Source organism: Geomonas oryzisoli, assembly GCF_018986915.1.
In the GTDB taxonomy this organism is placed as follows: domain Bacteria; phylum Desulfobacterota; class Desulfuromonadia; order Geobacterales; family Geobacteraceae; genus Geomonas; species Geomonas oryzisoli.
Map to the genome: position 1 here is coordinate 2693901 of NZ_CP076723.1, position 15690 is coordinate 2709590.

A 15690-nucleotide genomic window follows, 5' to 3' on the forward strand; every position below is an offset into this window, starting at 1 on the left:
GATTTAAAGTACGTTGCAGAAGGGGGCGCTGTGGCTACCTCGCCCCCCTGCCCCCTTTGCAGAAGTGGAGGACGCGAGGCCTCCTGCAACGCTTTGTGGCTCGGGAGGGGCGATGGCTGCGGTACAGAGAAGGATGCCGATCGGAGCGGAAGTGGTCCCGGAAGGCGTGCATTTCAGGGTCTGGGCGCCGGGGCACATGGAGGTGGAGGTGGTGCTCGAGGGGGCTCCGTCGCCGCAAGCGACCCTGCTCGCCCCGGAGGAAGGAGGCTATTTCTCCGGCATCTGCCGCGAGGCCGGTGCCGGCTCCCGGTATCGCTACTGCCTGGACGGCGGGGAGTGCTTCCCCGACCCCGCCTCCCGTTTCCAGCCCGAAGGGCCGCACGGCCCCTCCCAGGTGATCGACGCCGCAACGTTCGCCTGGAGCGACCAGGGGTGGACCGGGGTGGATCGCGAGGGGCACGTCATCTACGAACTGCACCTGGGCACCTTCACCATGGAAGGGACCTGGCGCGCCGCCCAGGAGCAGCTCCCGGCGCTCAAGGACCTCGGCATCACCATGGTCGAGGTGATGCCGGTAGCCGATTTCCCCGGCCGGTTCGGCTGGGGGTATGACGGCGTCAACCACTTCGCCCCCACCAGGCTCTACGGCAAGCCCGACGACATGCGCAGCTTCGTGGACCGCGCCCACAGCCTCGGCCTGGGGGTCATGCTGGACGTGGTCTACAACCATTTCGGCCCGGAAGGCAACTACCTCGCCCGCTTCTCGGACTTCTACTACGGCGAGAAGGAAAGCGACTGGGGCAAGGTGATGAATTTCGACGGCAGGCAAAGCGGGCCCGTGCGCGAGTTCTTCATGGTCAACGCCGCCTACTGGATCGACGAGTTCCACCTGGACGGCCTGCGCTTCGACGCCAGCCACGCCATCATCGACGACTCCGAGATCCACATCCTGGGGGACATCACCAGCCGGGTCCGGGAGCGCGCCGGCAAACGCCGCCTGCTGCTGGTGGCCGAGAACGAGAATCAGGACTACCGTTGCCTGCGCCCCAGGGAGGAAGGGGGCTTCGGCATGGACGGGGTCTGGAACGACGACTTCCACCACAGCGCCCACGTAGCCCTCACCGGCTACCACGACGCCTACTACTCCGAATACTACGGCTCCCCCCAGGAGATGATCTCCTGCGCCAAGTGGAGCTACCTGTACCAGGGGCAGTTCTATTTCTGGCAGGGGAAGCGGCGCGGCTCCCCCACCATGGGCCACAGCCCCGACAGCTACATCAACTACATCCAGAACCACGACCAGATCGGCAACTCCGCCTGGGGCATCCGCATCGACCGGCTCACCAACCCGGCAGGGCTGCGGGCCATGACCGCACTGCTGTTTCTGCTCCCCCAGACCCCGATGATCTTCCAGGGGCAGGAATTCTCGGCCAGCTCCCCCTTTCTGTACTTCGCCGACCTGAGCCCGGAGACCTCTCAGCAGGTCCACGCCGGCCGCATCGAGTTCCTGAAACAGTTCACCAACGTCGACTCCCCCGAGGTGATCGACACCATCGACAAACCCTACGAGCTGGAGACCTTCCAGCAGTCGCGCCTCGACCTGAGGGAGCGCGAGCGCCACGGCAAGGTCTACGCGCTGTACCGGGACCTGATCCGTCTGCGACGCGAGGACCCGGTCTTCAGCCGCGGCTACGCCTGCCATATCGAAGGGGCGGTGCTGGGGAGATCGGGTTTTCTGCTGCGCTACTTCCTTGAGGAAGAGCAGCGCCTGGTGCTGGTGAACCTTGGGCGCGAGCAGCACCTGGTTCCGATCCCGGAGCCGATGCTTGCCCCCCCCTTCGGGTGCGCCTGGAAGACACTTTGGAGTAGCGAAAAGATAGAGTTCGGCGGTTCCGGCACGCCGAAGCTCGACACGGAGAAGTTCTGGCGCCTGCAGGGGTACGCGACGCTGGTACTGATGCCGGTGCCGGAGGGAGGGGACCAGCCATGACCACGGTGACGCGGGAATTCCATTTCGACCGCCACGATGAGGAAGTGAAGACCCGGCAGCTGCTCGAGCAGGAGTGGCTTGTGACCAACGGCCTGGGGGGATACGCCTCCGGGACGGTCTGCGGCGCGCTGACCCGGCGCTACCACGGCCTGCTCATCGCCGCCTACCCCTCGCCGATGGGACGCATCGTGATGCTGAACCGTCTCACCGAGGCGATCCGCTTCCCCGACGGGAGCATGCGCCGCTTCGGGGGGGACCAGAAGGAGGGAGGGCTCGACTTCCACGGTCTTGAGTATCTGACCGGGTTCCGACTCGAGGACGGCATGCCGGTCTGGCGCTACGAGCTGGACGGTACCGTGATCGAGAAGCAGCTGGTCATGGTGCACCGCCAGAACACGGTGCACTTGATCTACCGCCTGGTCTCCGGGGAGAAGATGGTGCGCCTCAAGCTGCAGCCCTACCTGCAGTTCCGCCCCCACGACGCCTCGGTCGACATCGTCTCCGACGATCCCTACATGTTCACCGCGGTGCAGAACCGCTACCAGATCTCCTCCGGCGCCAACTCTCCCCAGCTGAGGCTCGTGATCAACGGCGGCAGGGGTAACTTCACCCTGGAGGAGAAGCACAGCACCGACATCTTCTACGACGTGGAAAGCGCCCGCGGCTACGATTCCCTGGGGACGCTGTGGACCGCCGGGTACTTCGCGGTCGATCTCGCGAGCGGCCAGAACGCCTCACTCACCGCCTCCACCGAAACCTGGGAAACCATCGCGGCGCTCCCCCCGGCGGCGGCCCTGGAGATGGAGCGGGAGCGGCGCCGGCTTCTTGTCGCTGCGGCGGACCCGAGGGCACGTCAGGGGCTCCCGGCCGAGCTGGTGCTTGCCACCGACCAGTTCATCATCACCCCGGCCGGCCGCCACAAGGACAGCGTGCGGGCCCATGCCATGGGGGACGAGGTCTGCACGGTCATCGCCGGCTACCACTGGTTCACCGACTGGGGGCGCGACACCATGATCTCGCTGGAGGGGCTCACCCTGGCCACCGGACGCCACACCGAGGCGGGATGGATCCTGCGCACCTTCGCCCACTACGTGAAGAACGGACTGATCCCAAACCTCTTCCCCGAGGGGCACAACGAAGGGCTCTACCACACGGCCGACGCGAGCCTGTGGTTTTTCCACGCGCTGAACCGCTACCTTGAGTACACCAACGACCGGGCCACGCTGCACATGATCATGCCCCAGATGCGGGAGATCATCGACCGGCACCTTTCCGGCACCAGTTTCGGCATCGGGATCGACCCGAGCGACGGGCTTTTGAAGCAGGGGGCCGAGGGGTACCAGCTCACCTGGATGGACGCCAAGGTGGGGGACTGGGTGGTCACGCCGCGCCGGGGCAAGGCCGTGGAGCTGAACGCGCTCTGGTACAACGCGCTGCGCCTGATGCAGCAGTGGACCGAGCAGTCCGGGGACGAGCAGTACTCGCGACAGCTGAGCGCCTTTGCCGACCAGGCGTATCGCTCCTTCAACCAGCGCTTCTGGTACGCCGACGGGGGCTACCTCTACGACGTCGTCGACGGCGAGTTCGGCGACGACAACGCCTGCCGCCCCAATCAGCTCTTCGCCATCTCGCTCCCGTTCCCCGTCCTGGCGCGGGACCATTGGTCCCAGGTGCTGGACACGGTGCGCCAACGCCTGCTGACCCCGGTGGGGTTACGTACCCTCGCCCCGGGACACCCGGACTACAAGCCGACCTACCACGGCGACCTCAGGGCCCGCGATGCCGCCTACCACCAGGGGACCGTCTGGCCCTGGCTCATCGGCCCCTTCGTCGACGCGTGGATGAAGCTCTACCCGGACCAGGTCGGCGCGGCGCGCTCCTTTCTGGAAGGACTGGTGCAGCAGCTGAACCAGCAGTGCATCGGCTCCATCAGCGAGATCTTCGATGCCGAGCAGCCCTACAACCCCAGGGGTTGCATCGCCCAGGCCTGGAGCGTCGCGGAGATGCTGCGCTGCTGGCTTAAGACCGCCCAGTGACGCGGGGATGGGCGTCTTCCAGATCACGGCGCTGTTGACCACGCTCACCGCGACCATGGCACTCGCCCCCTCTCCCGTTGTCACCGTCCTGTTCATGGCGGCGTTTCTGGCGGCACTGGAGCAGCTGAACTCGCGTCGTCGCCTGCTGGACGTGCTGTCGCTGGCCACCGTGCTGGCAATGCCGATACCGAGAACTATCTTCGGAATCCAGGGTTAGCGCCCCATAGGGGGCCGGCCGCCGAACCAGTAGACGATGGTGCCGGTAAGATCGGCGATTACATTACCTGGTTCGTGTGCGGCACCGGGCTTTTGATGGTCCTGGCACAGCTCTGTTTCTGATCCCGATCGGTACTCATTGTGCGGGTTTTTTGAATTGATTAAAAAAAACCAATTCAATATAATCGACTTGTGATCGGGAATAAATAATTCAGCAGAAGGAGGAAGTTATGGCAACCAGGGGTACTGGTCATTCTCCGGCCGACGTGACAAAACATCTCAAAGGCATAGACTTCCCGGCTGAGAAACAGGACCTTCTCAAACATGCTCAGCACATGAAAGCTGAGAAAGTGGTCCTCGAGGAAATCCAGAAAATGGAAGACCGGGAATACGACAACATGGCCGACGTCATGAAGTCCTTCGGGAAAGAGCGTGGCGGTGAGGAGTCCGGACAATCCGGCAGGGCGAAACAACAGACAGGCGGGCAGGCAGGCCAGGGTAAATCCCACAGCAGGCCTCATCACTAACAAGCGACGCGCCCCCTCCATAAAGGAGGGGGCTTTTTTTTTGCTCCGCTACTTGGTGATCAGGTCGTTCTTCACTTCCCTCACTCCCTTCACGCCGCGGGCGATTTCACCCGCCCTCCTCGCGTTTTCAGCCGAATCCACGAACCCGCTCAGTTGCACCACCCCCTGGTACGTGGTCACGTTGATCTGGAAGGTCTTCAGCGCCAGTTCGTCGAAGATGGCGGCCTTGACGCGGGTGGTGACGGCCGCGTCGTCGACGTATTCCTCCGCAGTCTCGTGTTTGGTGGTGCGGGTGTCGTGGGTGCAACCGACGAGGGAAGTGAGCAGGCAGGCACTGACAAGGACCGTGATGATGCGATGTTTTTTAGCCATGACGATCTCCTTTCTGACTGAAATTGGCCACCTTAAAGCCGATTAAGGATAGCTAACCAAAGAAGGGAGTCAAGAAACGGGGAAAGGATTGATTTGAATTCTCCAACAGGGAATCTATACTTGGCGGGGTTATTCGGGGGGAGTCAATACTGGAGCCGGAGGTGATCAATGAAGCGGACGCTGCTGATACTGATGTTCCTGATGGCCGTCGCAACCGAACAGGCACAGGCGCTGGACGCCTCCATCTGCAATGCCGGCTCGGAGATCATCTACTATCCCAATGGAGATCTCAAATCGTGCAACCTGGGCGACGTCACCATCTTGAGCGGTGTGACGTGCAACACGCTCTCAACTGCGGAATTCTATGAGCTGGGCATGCTCAAAAGCTGCATCACCAAGAACTTTTTCTATTACGAGGCATTGGTCTGCAACGAGTACAGCTTGATCAGCTTCTATCCCTCCGGCAAGCTGGAGAGCTGTGTCCTGGCTACGCGGGCCGAGGTGGACGGAAAGACCTGCGTCGAGCAGCAGCCCATCGCGCTGTTCGAAACCGGCAAATTGAAGTCATGCACCAACCCGCGCTAGGCCGCTCCGGCCAGTCGGCGCATCACAAGCTTCATGTCCTCCCAGACGTGACGCTTGAGCCCCTCGTCCTCCAACAACAGCTCGGGGTGCAGGGTCGGCATGACCGCCCTGCCCCGGACGTCGTGCCATTTGCCGCGTACCCGCTCCAGTGAAGCGCTCCCGCCCAGAAGCAGCGCCGTCGCCTCTTCACCCAGCGCAACCACCGCCTCAGGCGCTACCGTCTCTATCCTTTTGATCACGCCGGCCGCCACGCCGGCTACGTCTCCCTCCGCATCGAAGCTCAGCAGGCAGACCTGGTCCGTCGTGAATTTCATGGCCCCGATGATCTTGGCCAGCAGGTCCCCCGCGGCTCCGTCGTACCCGGGGCCGGCCATCAAGAAGAGCAGGCGCGCCTGCGGGTTTCCTTCCTGGCGGCACGGAACTTCCGCGTCCTGCGCCGGGGAGGACACTGCCGCCGCAGATGCTACGGGTGCGGCGGCGGACACGGCAGCCTCGGCCGACACCGCTTCGGCTGGAATCGCCGCCTGTGCCTGTGCCTGTGCCTGTGCCTGTGCCTGCGCCTGCGCCTGTGCCTGTGCCTGAGCTGCTGCGGCCGCAGGAGCGACGGACGCACCGGAGGATGCAGCGGCCAAAGGCGGAGCCGTGACGGTGCCGGTAGCAAAGACGAGATCGTCCACACCGCTGTCGGCGAGATCCACCAGGTACCCTTTCAGCGAGCGTAACAGCAGCTCCCGCTCCTCCATCTCCGCCATCCTAAACCCCTTTACATTTCCGGTTTCATTAACTATGCTCGAAGGCATGCCGCTTTTACTGCTCGTCACATCCATGCTGGTCTTGGCGCTCCCCGAGCAGGCCCTCGCCTGGGGTGCCGGCGTGCACCTTCAACTGGGCATGAACGTGCTGAACAACCTGGACGCCCTGAAGCCGGCAGTCGCCGCCATCATCTCGGCCCATCCCTACGACTTCCTTTACGGCACCATCGCCGCCGACATCACGCTGGGCAAGAAGTTCACCCACTACCTGCAGCACTGCCACCGCTGGCGCATCGGGCACCGGGTCCTGGACAAGGCCGGCGATCCCGCCCAGCAGGCCTGCGCCTACGGGTATCTCAGCCACCTGGCCGCGGACTGCATCGCCCACAACTACTACGTCCCCTACAAGGTGATGCGCAGTTTTTCCTCGCTCACCCTCAAGCACGCCTACTGGGAGATGCGCTTCGAAAACTACGTGGAGAAGGAGATCTGGGAGACCGCGAAGAAGGTTTCGCTGGAACACTTCAGCAGCAACGACCAGCTGCTGCGCAAGGTTCTCTCGGACACCATCTTCTCCTTCGGCACCAACAAGAAGATCTTCAACTCCATCCTGCTGGTGAGCCGCCTGGAGAAATGGCAGAGCATCCTGCAGACCCTATCCGACAGTTCGAGCTACGTCCTCGAGGAAAACGACCGGGAGGAGTACATGCAGCTGGCCCAGGAAGCCGTCTTCGATTTCCTGAACAACGACGACTCCTCACGCTTCTTCCACGCCGACCCGACCGGTGAGCGGGCGCTGGCGGCGGCGGAGGCGGTGCGCAAGAATCTGCGCCTTTTGTACCGCACCGGCAAAATCACCAAGCCTCAGGCCTACGCGGAGCTCGACGAGTTGAAGCTGAAACTCAAGGAAGCGATCTGCGAGCCGGAACTGCTGCTGCAGATCCTCTCCAAGTAGCGCCTACTACTTCTTCTTCCTCGCCGCCCGCAACGTCTCCACGTTTTCCAGGATCACCCCCGCCAGTTCCTCTTTGCCCATCATCGGAAGTTCCTCGACGCGCCCGTCGCCGAACAACAGCTTGGCGATGTTGGTGTCGACGTTGAAGCCCGCGCCTTCCTGGGAGACGTCGTTGGCCACCACCATATCCAGGTTCTTCGCCTTGAGCTTCGTTCCCGCGTTGCGCACGAGGTCCTGGGTTTCGGCGGCGAAACCGACCAGGATGCGTCCCCCTTTGTTTGCCCCAAGCTCCGCCAGGATGTCCGGGTTCTTCTCCAGCTCTATGCAGAGGCTCTCCTGGCTCTTCTTGACCTTTTCCCCGGCGCGCGTCTTCGGGCGATAGTCAGCCACGGCGGCCGCCTTGATGACGACGTCGATGCGGGAAAGGCACCCCTGCACCGCGTCCCGCATCTCCTGAGCGCTCTGCACCCGGATCACCTCCACCCCGACCGGCGGTGCCAGGCAGCTCGGGCCGGTGACCAGGGTCACTGCCGCCCCCCTCAGACGGGCCTGGCGCGCGATGGCGTATCCCATCTTGCCAGAGGAATGGTTGCTGATGTAACGCACCGGGTCGATCTCCTCGAGGGTCGGCCCCGCGGTGACCAGGATTCTCTCTCCGGCCAGGCGCTTCGGGGTCAGGGCCGCCACGGCCTCCTCGAAGATCACCTCGGGCGCCTGCAGCTTCCCCTCCCCTTCATAGCCGCAGGCCAGCATGCCGCAGGCAGGGGCGACGAAGAGGTAGCCGTGCTGTTTGAGCCGCGCCTCGTTCTCCTGGTAGATCGGGTTGCGGTACATGTTGACGTTCATCGCGGGCGCGATCAGCACCGGCGCCCGGGTCGCCATCACGGTCGTGGTCAGCAGATCGTCGGCGATGCCGTGGGCGATCTTGCCGATGACGTTGGCCGTCGCGGGGGCGATGATGTAGAGGTCGGCGCGGTCGGCGAGCGCTATGTGCCCGATCTTCTCTTCCGAGATCAGGTTGAAGAGCTCCAGGTGCACCGGGTTGCGGGACAGGGTCTGAAAGGTGAGCGGCGTCACGAATTCGGTGGCCGACCTAGTCATCACCACGTGCACGTTGGCGCCGGCCTTCACCAGCAGGCGCAAGAGCTCCACCGCCTTATAGACGGCGATGCCGCCGGTGACGCCGAGAACGATCTCCTTGCCTTTGAGCATGGCTCCCCCTACTCGTTGAGGTACGGGTTGAAACGCCGCTCCTGCCCGATGGTGCTGGAGGGGCCGTGTCCGGGCCAGACGATGGTGTCGTCCGGCAGCGGCATGAGCTTTTTCTGGATGGAATCGATCAACTGGCCGTGGTCGCCGCCGGGGAGGTCAGTGCGCCCGACCGAGTCCGCGAACAGGGTGTCACCCGTGATCAGCAGCTTTTCGTTGGCGAGGTAGAGGCAGCACCCGCCCTGGGTGTGCCCGGGGGTGTGCAGCACCTCGATCTCGCGCCGCCCGAAGGCCAGTTTCATACCGTCGGTGAGAAAGGCGTCGGGCTCCGGAGAGTCCTCGACGTTCAGGCCGTACTTCTGGGCGGAGCGTCCGGCGTTGACGAGGAAGGGAACGTCCTCCTTGTGAGCCAGAAGCTGCGCCCCCGTCTTCTCCTTGAGAGTCCGGTTGCAGCCGATATGATCGAAGTGGCCGTGGGTGTTGATGATGTACTTGACCTTCAGCCCGAACTCCCTCACCGCGGCGAGGATCATCTCGCAGTCGGCGCCGGGGTCGACCACGATCCCCTCGTTACTCTGCTTGTCCCCCAGGATGAAGCAGTTCACCCCCAAGGGGCCCACCACTATGGTCTCGAATAACATGGCAATTCCTCCGTGCTGGGAGCCTCCGGTCCGTGAGGTGCGGGGCTCTCCGGTAGATGCGGCATGCCATCACTTCTTCAGGATGGCGAAGGGGTTGTTGCTGAAGGATTTACGCCCCTGGTCGCCGCCCCGCTGTTCCTGGCGCGGCTTTTCCGGCGCGGGTCGCTCCGGCTCGCTCATCTGCGGAGCTGGAGCGGGTACCGTTTCCGGCATCAGCTCGGAAGGCTCCAGGCAGTCGGGGAAGGCAGCGTGCCCGGGGGCCTCGGCCGGCTCCCCTCCCCCCTGCTCCGCGAGCGGCTTCTCCTTGAAGAAGTAGCGGTCGTAGAGGCGGTGGTACGAGGTCCAGCGCGATGGGTTGTCGGGCTCCTTGCGGATGTGGGTCCTGATGCCGTTGATCTTGGAATCGAGGTCGTCCAGGTAGTTCAGGATGGTCGCCTCCAGCGTCTTCGGGCGCTTGGGCGAGCCGTACTCGTACTGGCCGTGGTGCGACAGGATCATGTGCTTCAGCAGCATAGCGAGCTCGACCGGGAAGTCGGGGAGCTTCGCGATCCGCTCCTGCAGCATCTCGACGCCGATGGTGATGTGGCCGATCAGTTTCCCCTCGTCGGAGTAGTCGAAGCAGCGCAGGTAGGTCATCTCCCGCACCTTGCCGATGTCGTGCAGCAGAGCCCCGGTGATGAGGAGATCGCGGTTCAGCCCCTGGTAGAGCGGCACCATGGCGTCGACCAGCTTCGCCACGGCGAGCGAGTGCTCCAGGAGTCCCCCCAGGTAGACGTGGTGCATCCCCTTGGCCGCCGGTGCGGTGCGGTACTGGGCCAGGAGCTCCGGGTCCTCGAAGAAAGAGCGCAAAAGACGCGCCAGGTCGGGATCGGTAAGGGTCGCCACCATGGCGTGCAGTTCGGCGACCATGGCCTTGATGTCACGATCCGTCTCGGGGAGAAAATCGGCGAGTTCCACCGACTCTTCGGGGACCCGCTTCAGCTCGGAAACGATGAGCTGCATCTTGCCGAGATAGACGCTCGCCTTACCCTTGACCGCCAGGAAATCGTTGCGATCGAAGAGGGAGCCTACCTGGTCGGCGTTGTCCCAGACCTTGGCGTCGACCTCACCCGTCTTGTCCATCAGCTTCAGGGTGAGGTACGGCTTGCCGTTCTTGGCCATGGCGACGATCTTTTCCTTGACCAGGAAGACCGCCTCGACGACATCGCGGTCCTTTATTTCGGCAACGGTTTTTTTCAAAGTAAGGCTCCTTGTGTTGAAAGCTCCATGTTAAGTCAAAAGCAGTTACGCAAAGCACGCCGAGTAGGCGCGAAGCACACCAGGAAGGCTTTTTTGTTGTTAAACCCAAAATCCTTCTTTCCGTTCTTCGCGGGTACTCCGTGTCCTTTGCGATACCGCTTTTAAAAGCAGTTACGCAAAGCACGCCGAGTAGGCGCGAAGCACACCAGGAAGGCTTTTTTGTTGTTAAACCCAAAATCCTTCTTTCCGTTCTTCGCGGGTACTCCGTGTCCTTTGCGATACCGCTTTTAAAAGCAGTTACGCAAAGCACGCCGAGTAGGCGCGAAGCACACCAGGAAGGCTTTTTTGTTGTTAAACCCAAAATCCTTCTTTCCGTTCTTCGCGGGTACTCCGTGTCCTTTGCGATACCGCTTTTAAAAGCAGTTACGCAAAGCACGCCAAGAGGCGCAAAGCACACCAGGAAGGCTTTTTTGTTGTTAAACCCAAAATCCTTCTTTCCGCTCTTCGCGGATACTCCGCGTCCTTTGCGATACCGCTTTTAAAAGCAGTTACGCAAAGCACGCCAAGTAGGCGCGAAGCACACCAGGAAGGCTTTTTTGTTGTTAAACCCAAAATCCTTCTTTCCGTTCTTCGCGGATACTCCGTGTTCTTTGCGGTACCGCTTTTAAAAGCAGTTACGCAAAGCACGCCGAGTAGGCGCAAAGCACACCAGGAAGGCTTTTTGTTGTTAAACCCCAAAGTCTTTCTTTCCGCTCTTCGCGGATACTTACGCGTTCTTTGCGATACGGCTTTTAGCTTCCGGCGATCCGTGCCGCGATGGCGTCGGCCACGCGTATGCCGTCCAGCGCGGCGCTCATGATGCCGCCGGCGTAACCGGCACCCTCCCCGGTCGGATAGAGGCCGCGGTGGCTCAGGGACTGCAGATCCGCCCCACGCAAGATGCGCAACGGCGCGGAGGTCCGGGTTTCGACGGCGGTAAGCGTCGCCTCGGCGCTGATGAAGCCGCGCATCCTGCGGTCGAAGTGCTCGATCCCTTCCCTCAAGGTCGCCACGACCGGCATCGGGAGCAGCGAGGCGAGATCATACTCGGTCACGCCGGGACGGTAGCTGGAGAGGATCCGCCCCCCGCCCCGCCCGATGAAGTCGAGCAGGCTCTGGGCCGGCGCCCGGTAGCTCTCCCCTCCCGCCACGAAGGCGCGTCGCTCCAGCTCGCGCTGGAACTCGACTCCCGCAAGCGGCGAATGCCCGCCGAAGTCCGCCGGCCCCACGGTGGCCACCAGGGCGCTGTTGGCGTACGGGCCGTTACGCCGGTAGCCGCTCATGCCGTTCACCACCACTCCCCCCGCCTCGGAGGCGGCCGCCACGACCACCCCACCGGGGCACATGCAGAAGGAATACGCGGCACGCCCGGTCGCCTCGTTGTTGTAGGTCTGCGCGTATTCCGCCGGCGGCAGCGCGGGATGCGCGTTGCGGCCGTACTGGATCTCGTTGATGAGTGCCTGCGGGTGCTCCACCCGGAGCCCCACCGCGAACGGCTTCTGCTCCAGGGTCACCCCCAGCTCATTCAAAAGGGCGTAGGTGTCGCGCGCGCTGTGCCCCGGCGCCAGCACCAGGGAGTCGCACGGCTCTTCGTCGGCGTCGTTCACCACGATGCTTTGCACGGTGCCCTGGGCGATGCCGATGCCGGTCAGCCGGCTCTCGAAACCGATCCGGAAACCGGTCTCGATGAGGCGTTCCCGGATGCCGCGCACCACCGCACGCAAACGGTCGGTGCCGATATGGGGCTTGGCGGCGTAGAGGATCTCGGGGGGCGCACCGAAGTCGACCAGGCGCTGCAGCACCCACCCGCAGTTGGGATCCTTCACCCTCGTGGTGAGCTTGCCGTCGGAGAAGGTCCCGGCACCACCCTCGCCGAACTGCACGTTGCTCTGTTCGCAAAGCTCGCCCAGGCGCCAGAAGCGCGACACGTCGGAGGCGCGCCGGTCCACGTCGCGCCCGCGCTCGATGACCCGCGCGGTAAGCCCGTACTCGGCGAGCCGCAGGGCCGCGAAGAGTCCCGCCGGCCCCATGCCGACGATGACGATGCGCTCCGCGGAGGCAAGCCTCGGGAACCGCAGCGGCGCTCCCGCCTCGACCCGGGACAGGTCGCCTGAAGGGCGGACCCGCGACTCATCCTTCAGGGTCACCTGGACGGTGTACACCAGCTTGATGGCACCCTTTTTCCGCGCGTCGACCCCTTTTCTGACCAGGGTGAGCGCCGTGATCTCCGATTCGCGCACCCCCAGCTTGGCAGCAGCCAGCGGGCGTAGCGCACTCTCCTCCACCCCGGGGACCAGGGTGAGGTTACGTAACAGAAATGGCATGGGGTGTCCGTCAGGCGGCGCCGGTGTCGCGCCGTTTTCTTTCCAGGAGCTGTTCGACGATGATGACGATGTCCAGCGGAGAGGTGGATTTAGGGATGTGCACCTTGGCGCCCATCTCGGGAATGGGGTGCTCGTGCGGGGCGCCCTGGAACATGGAGGTCAACAGGATGATGATCGGGTCCGGCTCCTTGGCCAGACGCCCGATCTCCAGCGATGCGCTCACCCCTCCCATCCGGGGCATCACCAGGTCGACTATGACGGCATCGAAGTCCTCGGCGGCGTAGGCCTCGACCCCGAGGAGGCCGTCCTCTGCGGTCACTACGGCGAAGCCCGCGCCGGTGAAGGCATCGGACATCACCTTCAGGAAGAACTTGTCGTCGTCTACCAGGAGGATTTTGCCCCTGTTCTCTGCTGTCATTTCGACCTCAAGGCATGATGGAATGGGCCATCATACAGAAATGCGGCCGAAAAGAAAAGTGGAAACCGCCCCTTACCTGGGCGCGTTGAGCGGCAGGCGCACCGCGAAGGTGGTGCCGGTGGGGTCGCTTTTCTCCACCTCGATCTTCCCCCGGTAGGTCTTCACGATGCGCAGCACCACCGAGAGCCCGAGCCCCGTGCCGCGGCTGTTGGTGGTGAAGAAAGGGTCGAAGATGTTGGGGAGGTTCTCCGGCGGGATGCCGGGGCCGGTATCGGACACCCTGAGGCTGATGTAATCCTGGTCCTGGTCGAGCTCCACGGTCAGGGTCCCCTCCTCGGGCATGACATGGATGGAGTTCAAAAACAGGTTGGTGAAGATCTGCTCGATCTCCATCGGGTCCGCCTTGATGGCGGGCGGGATGTTCCTGTAGTCGCGCACCACCTTGATCCGCTTCTGGCGCAGTTGCGGCGTGAACGCCTCGAGTGTGTGCTCCAGGACGCGGTCCATGCGCACCTCGCTGATCTCGAACTTGGGGCGCTTCGAGGCGTCCAGGAGTTTGCCGAGGATGTTGTCGATCCGGTCCACCTCCTTCAGGATCTTGTCGACGTATTCCTGGCGCTCCGGCTCGTCCAGCCCCCCCTTGATGAGCTGCACGAAGAGCGCGATGGAGTTGAGGGGGTTGCGGATCTCGTGCGCCATCCCGGCGGAGAGGTAGCCAAGCGAGGCGAGTTTTTCCGACTGGACCACCTCGGCCTGGGCCCGGGAAAGGGCCTCACTCTTCTCCTGTACCCGCGCCTCCAGCTCGCGGTTCCAGTCCGCGATCTCGGCCAGAAGCCTCTCGCGCTCGCTCAAGAGGGCCTTGTTCTGCAGCTCGATGCCGCGCAGCTTGAGGACGCTCTCGATGCGCTCGACGAGGTCCTGGTTGTTGAAGGGCTTGAGGATGTAGTCGGAGGCGCCCGCCTTCATCAGCTCGACGGCGATCTCCTCGCTCCCCTTGCCGGTGAACATGATCACGTAGGTGTCGGGGTAGAGCCTCTTGATCTCCTTGAGCGCGGTGAGGCCGTCCATGTTCGGCATCATGTAGTCCAAAAGGACCAGCTCGGGGCGCTCGACCTCGATGGTCGCCAGCCCCTCCTGCGCGCTCAGTGCGGTGAATACTTCGTAGCCGCGGTTTTTGAGGATGATGCCGGTGAGATCGAGGATGACCTTTTCATCGTCGACGATCAGCACGCGGCCGCGCGGCTCTTTCTCCGTAGTGGTCATATCGGGGCCTGCTCCTTCCCGTTGTGATAGCATTCGTCAAAAAAAAGGGGCAGCGAACGCTGCCCCGCATGGATGTATGCCGCGACCGTCAGGGGAGTCTGACGGTGACCACCGGGCAGTGTGCCTTTCTAACCACGCGCTCGGCGGTGGAGCCGAACAGCAGGTGGTCGATGCCGCTTCTACCCTGGGTGCCCAGCACGATGCAGGAGGAGCGGTCTGCTTCGGCCCGCCTCAGGATCTCCTCCCACGGCACGCCGGTGACGATCGCCGTCTCGTAGTTGTTGAAGTCGGCGATGTTGTTGGCGACGAAGGTCGCCATCATCTTCTGCGCCCCCTCTTCGATCTCCTTCTCCAGGTTCTCGAAGGAGACGTGCGGGACGTAGAAGCCGCGCAGGTCCACCGGCTCGTTGATGACGTGGATGATGGTCAGCCGGCCATTGAACTGCCGGGCCAACGCGAGGGCGTAGCGGAAGGCGTGGTCGGAGTTCTCGGAGAAATCGGTGGCGAAGAGAATCTTGTCGAAACTTGGCATCTGCTCCCCCCGTTCGGCCATTGGGTCAGTGGCTCAGTGGCTCGTTTCCTTGAAGATCTTTTTCAGGATCGACTTCAGCTCGTCGATCTTGACCGGTTTGTTGATGTATTCGAAGGCACCCAGGTTCATCGCCTCGATGTAGGATTCCACGCCGCCGTAAGCGGTGATCATGATCACGTTGCTCGCCGGGTAACTGCGGTTCAACTCCTTCAAGAAGGTGATGCCGTTCATCTCCGGCATGTTGATGTCGGTGACGATGAGGTTCACCTCCTGCTCGCGCAGGTAGTTGAGGGCCTCGAACCCGTTTGCCACACTGTCTACCAGGAACCCTTCCTTGGCCAACAACCGGGAGAGGCCGATGCGTGCATTCTCCTCGTCGTCTACTACTAGTATTCGCTTCGGCTGCTTTGGCAAGATCGGCTCCAGATTCTTATTAAAAACCGCAGGATTGATTCTAACACTGCGGTTAGATGTGTCAAGCGCGGTTGCGCGCTGCGGCCGCGATAATGTCGAGAAGGTGTAACTACCTGTCGCAACAGGCTTGCGGCGTCAAGGGGGGGACCATGTTGCCGTCGGCAGGAAACACCCCCGT

At 62.9% G+C, this 15690-nt stretch carries 16 protein-coding genes; 6 read left to right on the forward strand and 10 right to left on the reverse strand.

All coding sequences use genetic code 11. The annotated features are described in order from the left end of the window. The first annotated feature begins 112 nt into the window (after window positions 1-112). The 4 genes from treZ (at window position 113) to KP004_RS11790 (ending at window position 4769) form a co-directional block, all read left to right on the forward strand. Window positions 113-1990: a malto-oligosyltrehalose trehalohydrolase gene (gene treZ / locus KP004_RS11775; protein ID WP_216798737.1), complete on the forward strand. Its 1878-nt coding sequence runs from the start codon at window positions 113-115 to the stop codon at window positions 1988-1990. Then, window positions 1987-4026 (forward strand): amylo-alpha-1,6-glucosidase, encoded by a 2040-nt coding sequence (locus tag KP004_RS11780; protein WP_216798738.1) that lies wholly within the window; start codon window positions 1987-1989, stop codon window positions 4024-4026. Before treZ ends, KP004_RS11780 begins: the two co-directional genes overlap by 4 nt. Before the next feature lie 7 nt (window positions 4027-4033). Beyond that, window positions 4034-4243 carry a hypothetical protein gene (locus tag KP004_RS11785; protein WP_216798739.1) on the forward strand — a complete coding sequence of 70 codons (210 nt, stop codon included), beginning with the start codon at window positions 4034-4036 and terminating at the stop codon, window positions 4241-4243. 229 nt (window positions 4244-4472) lie between these two features. Next, window positions 4473-4769 carry a DUF2795 domain-containing protein gene (locus KP004_RS11790; RefSeq protein ID WP_216798740.1) on the forward strand — a complete coding sequence of 99 codons (297 nt, stop codon included), beginning with the start codon at window positions 4473-4475 and terminating at the stop codon, window positions 4767-4769. 48 nt (window positions 4770-4817) lie between these two features. On the opposite strand, the gene KP004_RS11795 is transcribed toward KP004_RS11790, so the two are convergent. Then, window positions 4818-5141 (reverse strand): BON domain-containing protein, encoded by a 324-nt coding sequence (locus tag KP004_RS11795; protein WP_216798741.1) that lies wholly within the window; start codon window positions 5139-5141, stop codon window positions 4818-4820. 168 nt (window positions 5142-5309) lie between these two features. Here KP004_RS11795 and KP004_RS11800 point away from each other — a divergent pair, with 168 nt between their 5' ends. Then, the gene (locus tag KP004_RS11800) at window positions 5310-5726 is read left to right on the forward strand and encodes a hypothetical protein (protein ID WP_216798742.1); all 417 of its coding nucleotides are present in this window, start codon (window positions 5310-5312) and stop codon (window positions 5724-5726) included. Here the strand turns inward: KP004_RS11800 and KP004_RS11805 are convergent. Continuing rightward, a complete protein-coding gene (locus KP004_RS11805; protein WP_216798743.1) occupies window positions 5723-6478 on the reverse strand; it encodes a uracil-DNA glycosylase family protein in 756 nt (251 codons plus the stop codon). The two genes, KP004_RS11800 and KP004_RS11805, sit on opposite strands and share 4 nt — an antisense overlap. A 34-nt stretch (window positions 6479-6512) precedes the next feature. On the opposite strand from KP004_RS11805, the gene KP004_RS11810 reads away from it, so the two are divergent. Next, complete coding sequence (locus KP004_RS11810) at window positions 6513-7433, forward strand: zinc dependent phospholipase C family protein (RefSeq protein ID WP_216798744.1); 921 nt, start codon at window positions 6513-6515, stop codon at window positions 7431-7433. 6 nt (window positions 7434-7439) lie between these two features. On the opposite strand, the gene coaBC is transcribed toward KP004_RS11810, so the two are convergent. From coaBC to KP004_RS11850, 8 genes are all read right to left on the reverse strand, one after another. After that, entirely contained in the window at window positions 7440-8645 is a 1206-nt protein-coding gene (gene coaBC / locus KP004_RS11815; protein ID WP_216798745.1) for a bifunctional phosphopantothenoylcysteine decarboxylase/phosphopantothenate--cysteine ligase CoaBC, read from the reverse strand. Window positions 8646-8653: 8 nt separating this feature from the next. Then, window positions 8654-9283: an MBL fold metallo-hydrolase gene (locus KP004_RS11820; RefSeq protein WP_216798746.1), complete on the reverse strand. Its 630-nt coding sequence runs from the start codon at window positions 9281-9283 to the stop codon at window positions 8654-8656. Between the two features lie 69 nt (window positions 9284-9352). Beyond that, the gene (locus KP004_RS11825; protein ID WP_216798747.1) at window positions 9353-10522 is read right to left on the reverse strand and encodes a 3'-5' exoribonuclease YhaM family protein; all 1170 of its coding nucleotides are present in this window, start codon (window positions 10520-10522) and stop codon (window positions 9353-9355) included. Between the two features lie 791 nt (window positions 10523-11313). Then, a complete protein-coding gene (locus KP004_RS11830; protein WP_216798748.1) occupies window positions 11314-12885 on the reverse strand; it encodes an NAD(P)/FAD-dependent oxidoreductase in 1572 nt (523 codons plus the stop codon). A 10-nt stretch (window positions 12886-12895) separates the two neighbouring features. After that, a complete protein-coding gene (locus tag KP004_RS11835; protein ID WP_216798749.1) occupies window positions 12896-13303 on the reverse strand; it encodes a response regulator in 408 nt (135 codons plus the stop codon). Between the two features lie 72 nt (window positions 13304-13375). Further along, window positions 13376-14566 (reverse strand): hybrid sensor histidine kinase/response regulator, encoded by a 1191-nt coding sequence (locus tag KP004_RS11840; protein WP_216798750.1) that lies wholly within the window; start codon window positions 14564-14566, stop codon window positions 13376-13378. A gap of 88 nt (window positions 14567-14654) precedes the next feature. Then, window positions 14655-15098 carry a universal stress protein gene (locus KP004_RS11845; RefSeq protein WP_216798751.1) on the reverse strand — a complete coding sequence of 148 codons (444 nt, stop codon included), beginning with the start codon at window positions 15096-15098 and terminating at the stop codon, window positions 14655-14657. Between the two features lie 33 nt (window positions 15099-15131). Next, window positions 15132-15512, reverse strand: a complete 381-nt coding sequence (locus KP004_RS11850) for a response regulator (protein WP_015719816.1) — start codon at window positions 15510-15512, stop codon at window positions 15132-15134. Window positions 15513-15690 lie beyond the last annotated feature (178 nt).

Bases quoted from the DNA above. Each gene is read 5' to 3' on its own strand.
- treZ (WP_216798737.1), top strand. From the start codon at position 113: ATGGCTGCGGTACAGAGAAGGATGCCGATCGGAGCGGAAGTGGTCCCG.
- KP004_RS11780 (WP_216798738.1), top strand. From the start codon at position 1,987: ATGACCACGGTGACGCGGGAATTCCATTTCGACCGCCACGATGAGGAA.
- KP004_RS11785 (WP_216798739.1), top strand. From the start codon at position 4,034: ATGGGCGTCTTCCAGATCACGGCGCTGTTGACCACGCTCACCGCGACC.
- KP004_RS11790 (WP_216798740.1), top strand. From the start codon at position 4,473: ATGGCAACCAGGGGTACTGGTCATTCTCCGGCCGACGTGACAAAACAT.
- KP004_RS11795 (WP_216798741.1), bottom strand. From the start codon at position 5,141: ATGGCTAAAAAACATCGCATCATCACGGTCCTTGTCAGTGCCTGCCTG.
- KP004_RS11800 (WP_216798742.1), top strand. From the start codon at position 5,310: ATGAAGCGGACGCTGCTGATACTGATGTTCCTGATGGCCGTCGCAACC.
- KP004_RS11805 (WP_216798743.1), bottom strand. From the start codon at position 6,478: ATGGCGGAGATGGAGGAGCGGGAGCTGCTGTTACGCTCGCTGAAAGGG.
- KP004_RS11810 (WP_216798744.1), top strand. From the start codon at position 6,513: ATGCTCGAAGGCATGCCGCTTTTACTGCTCGTCACATCCATGCTGGTC.
- coaBC (WP_216798745.1), bottom strand. From the start codon at position 8,645: ATGCTCAAAGGCAAGGAGATCGTTCTCGGCGTCACCGGCGGCATCGCC.
- KP004_RS11820 (WP_216798746.1), bottom strand. From the start codon at position 9,283: ATGTTATTCGAGACCATAGTGGTGGGCCCCTTGGGGGTGAACTGCTTC.
- KP004_RS11830 (WP_216798748.1), bottom strand. From the start codon at position 12,885: ATGCCATTTCTGTTACGTAACCTCACCCTGGTCCCCGGGGTGGAGGAG.
- KP004_RS11835 (WP_216798749.1), bottom strand. From the start codon at position 13,303: ATGACAGCAGAGAACAGGGGCAAAATCCTCCTGGTAGACGACGACAAG.
- KP004_RS11840 (WP_216798750.1), bottom strand. From the start codon at position 14,566: ATGACCACTACGGAGAAAGAGCCGCGCGGCCGCGTGCTGATCGTCGAC.
- KP004_RS11845 (WP_216798751.1), bottom strand. From the start codon at position 15,098: ATGCCAAGTTTCGACAAGATTCTCTTCGCCACCGATTTCTCCGAGAAC.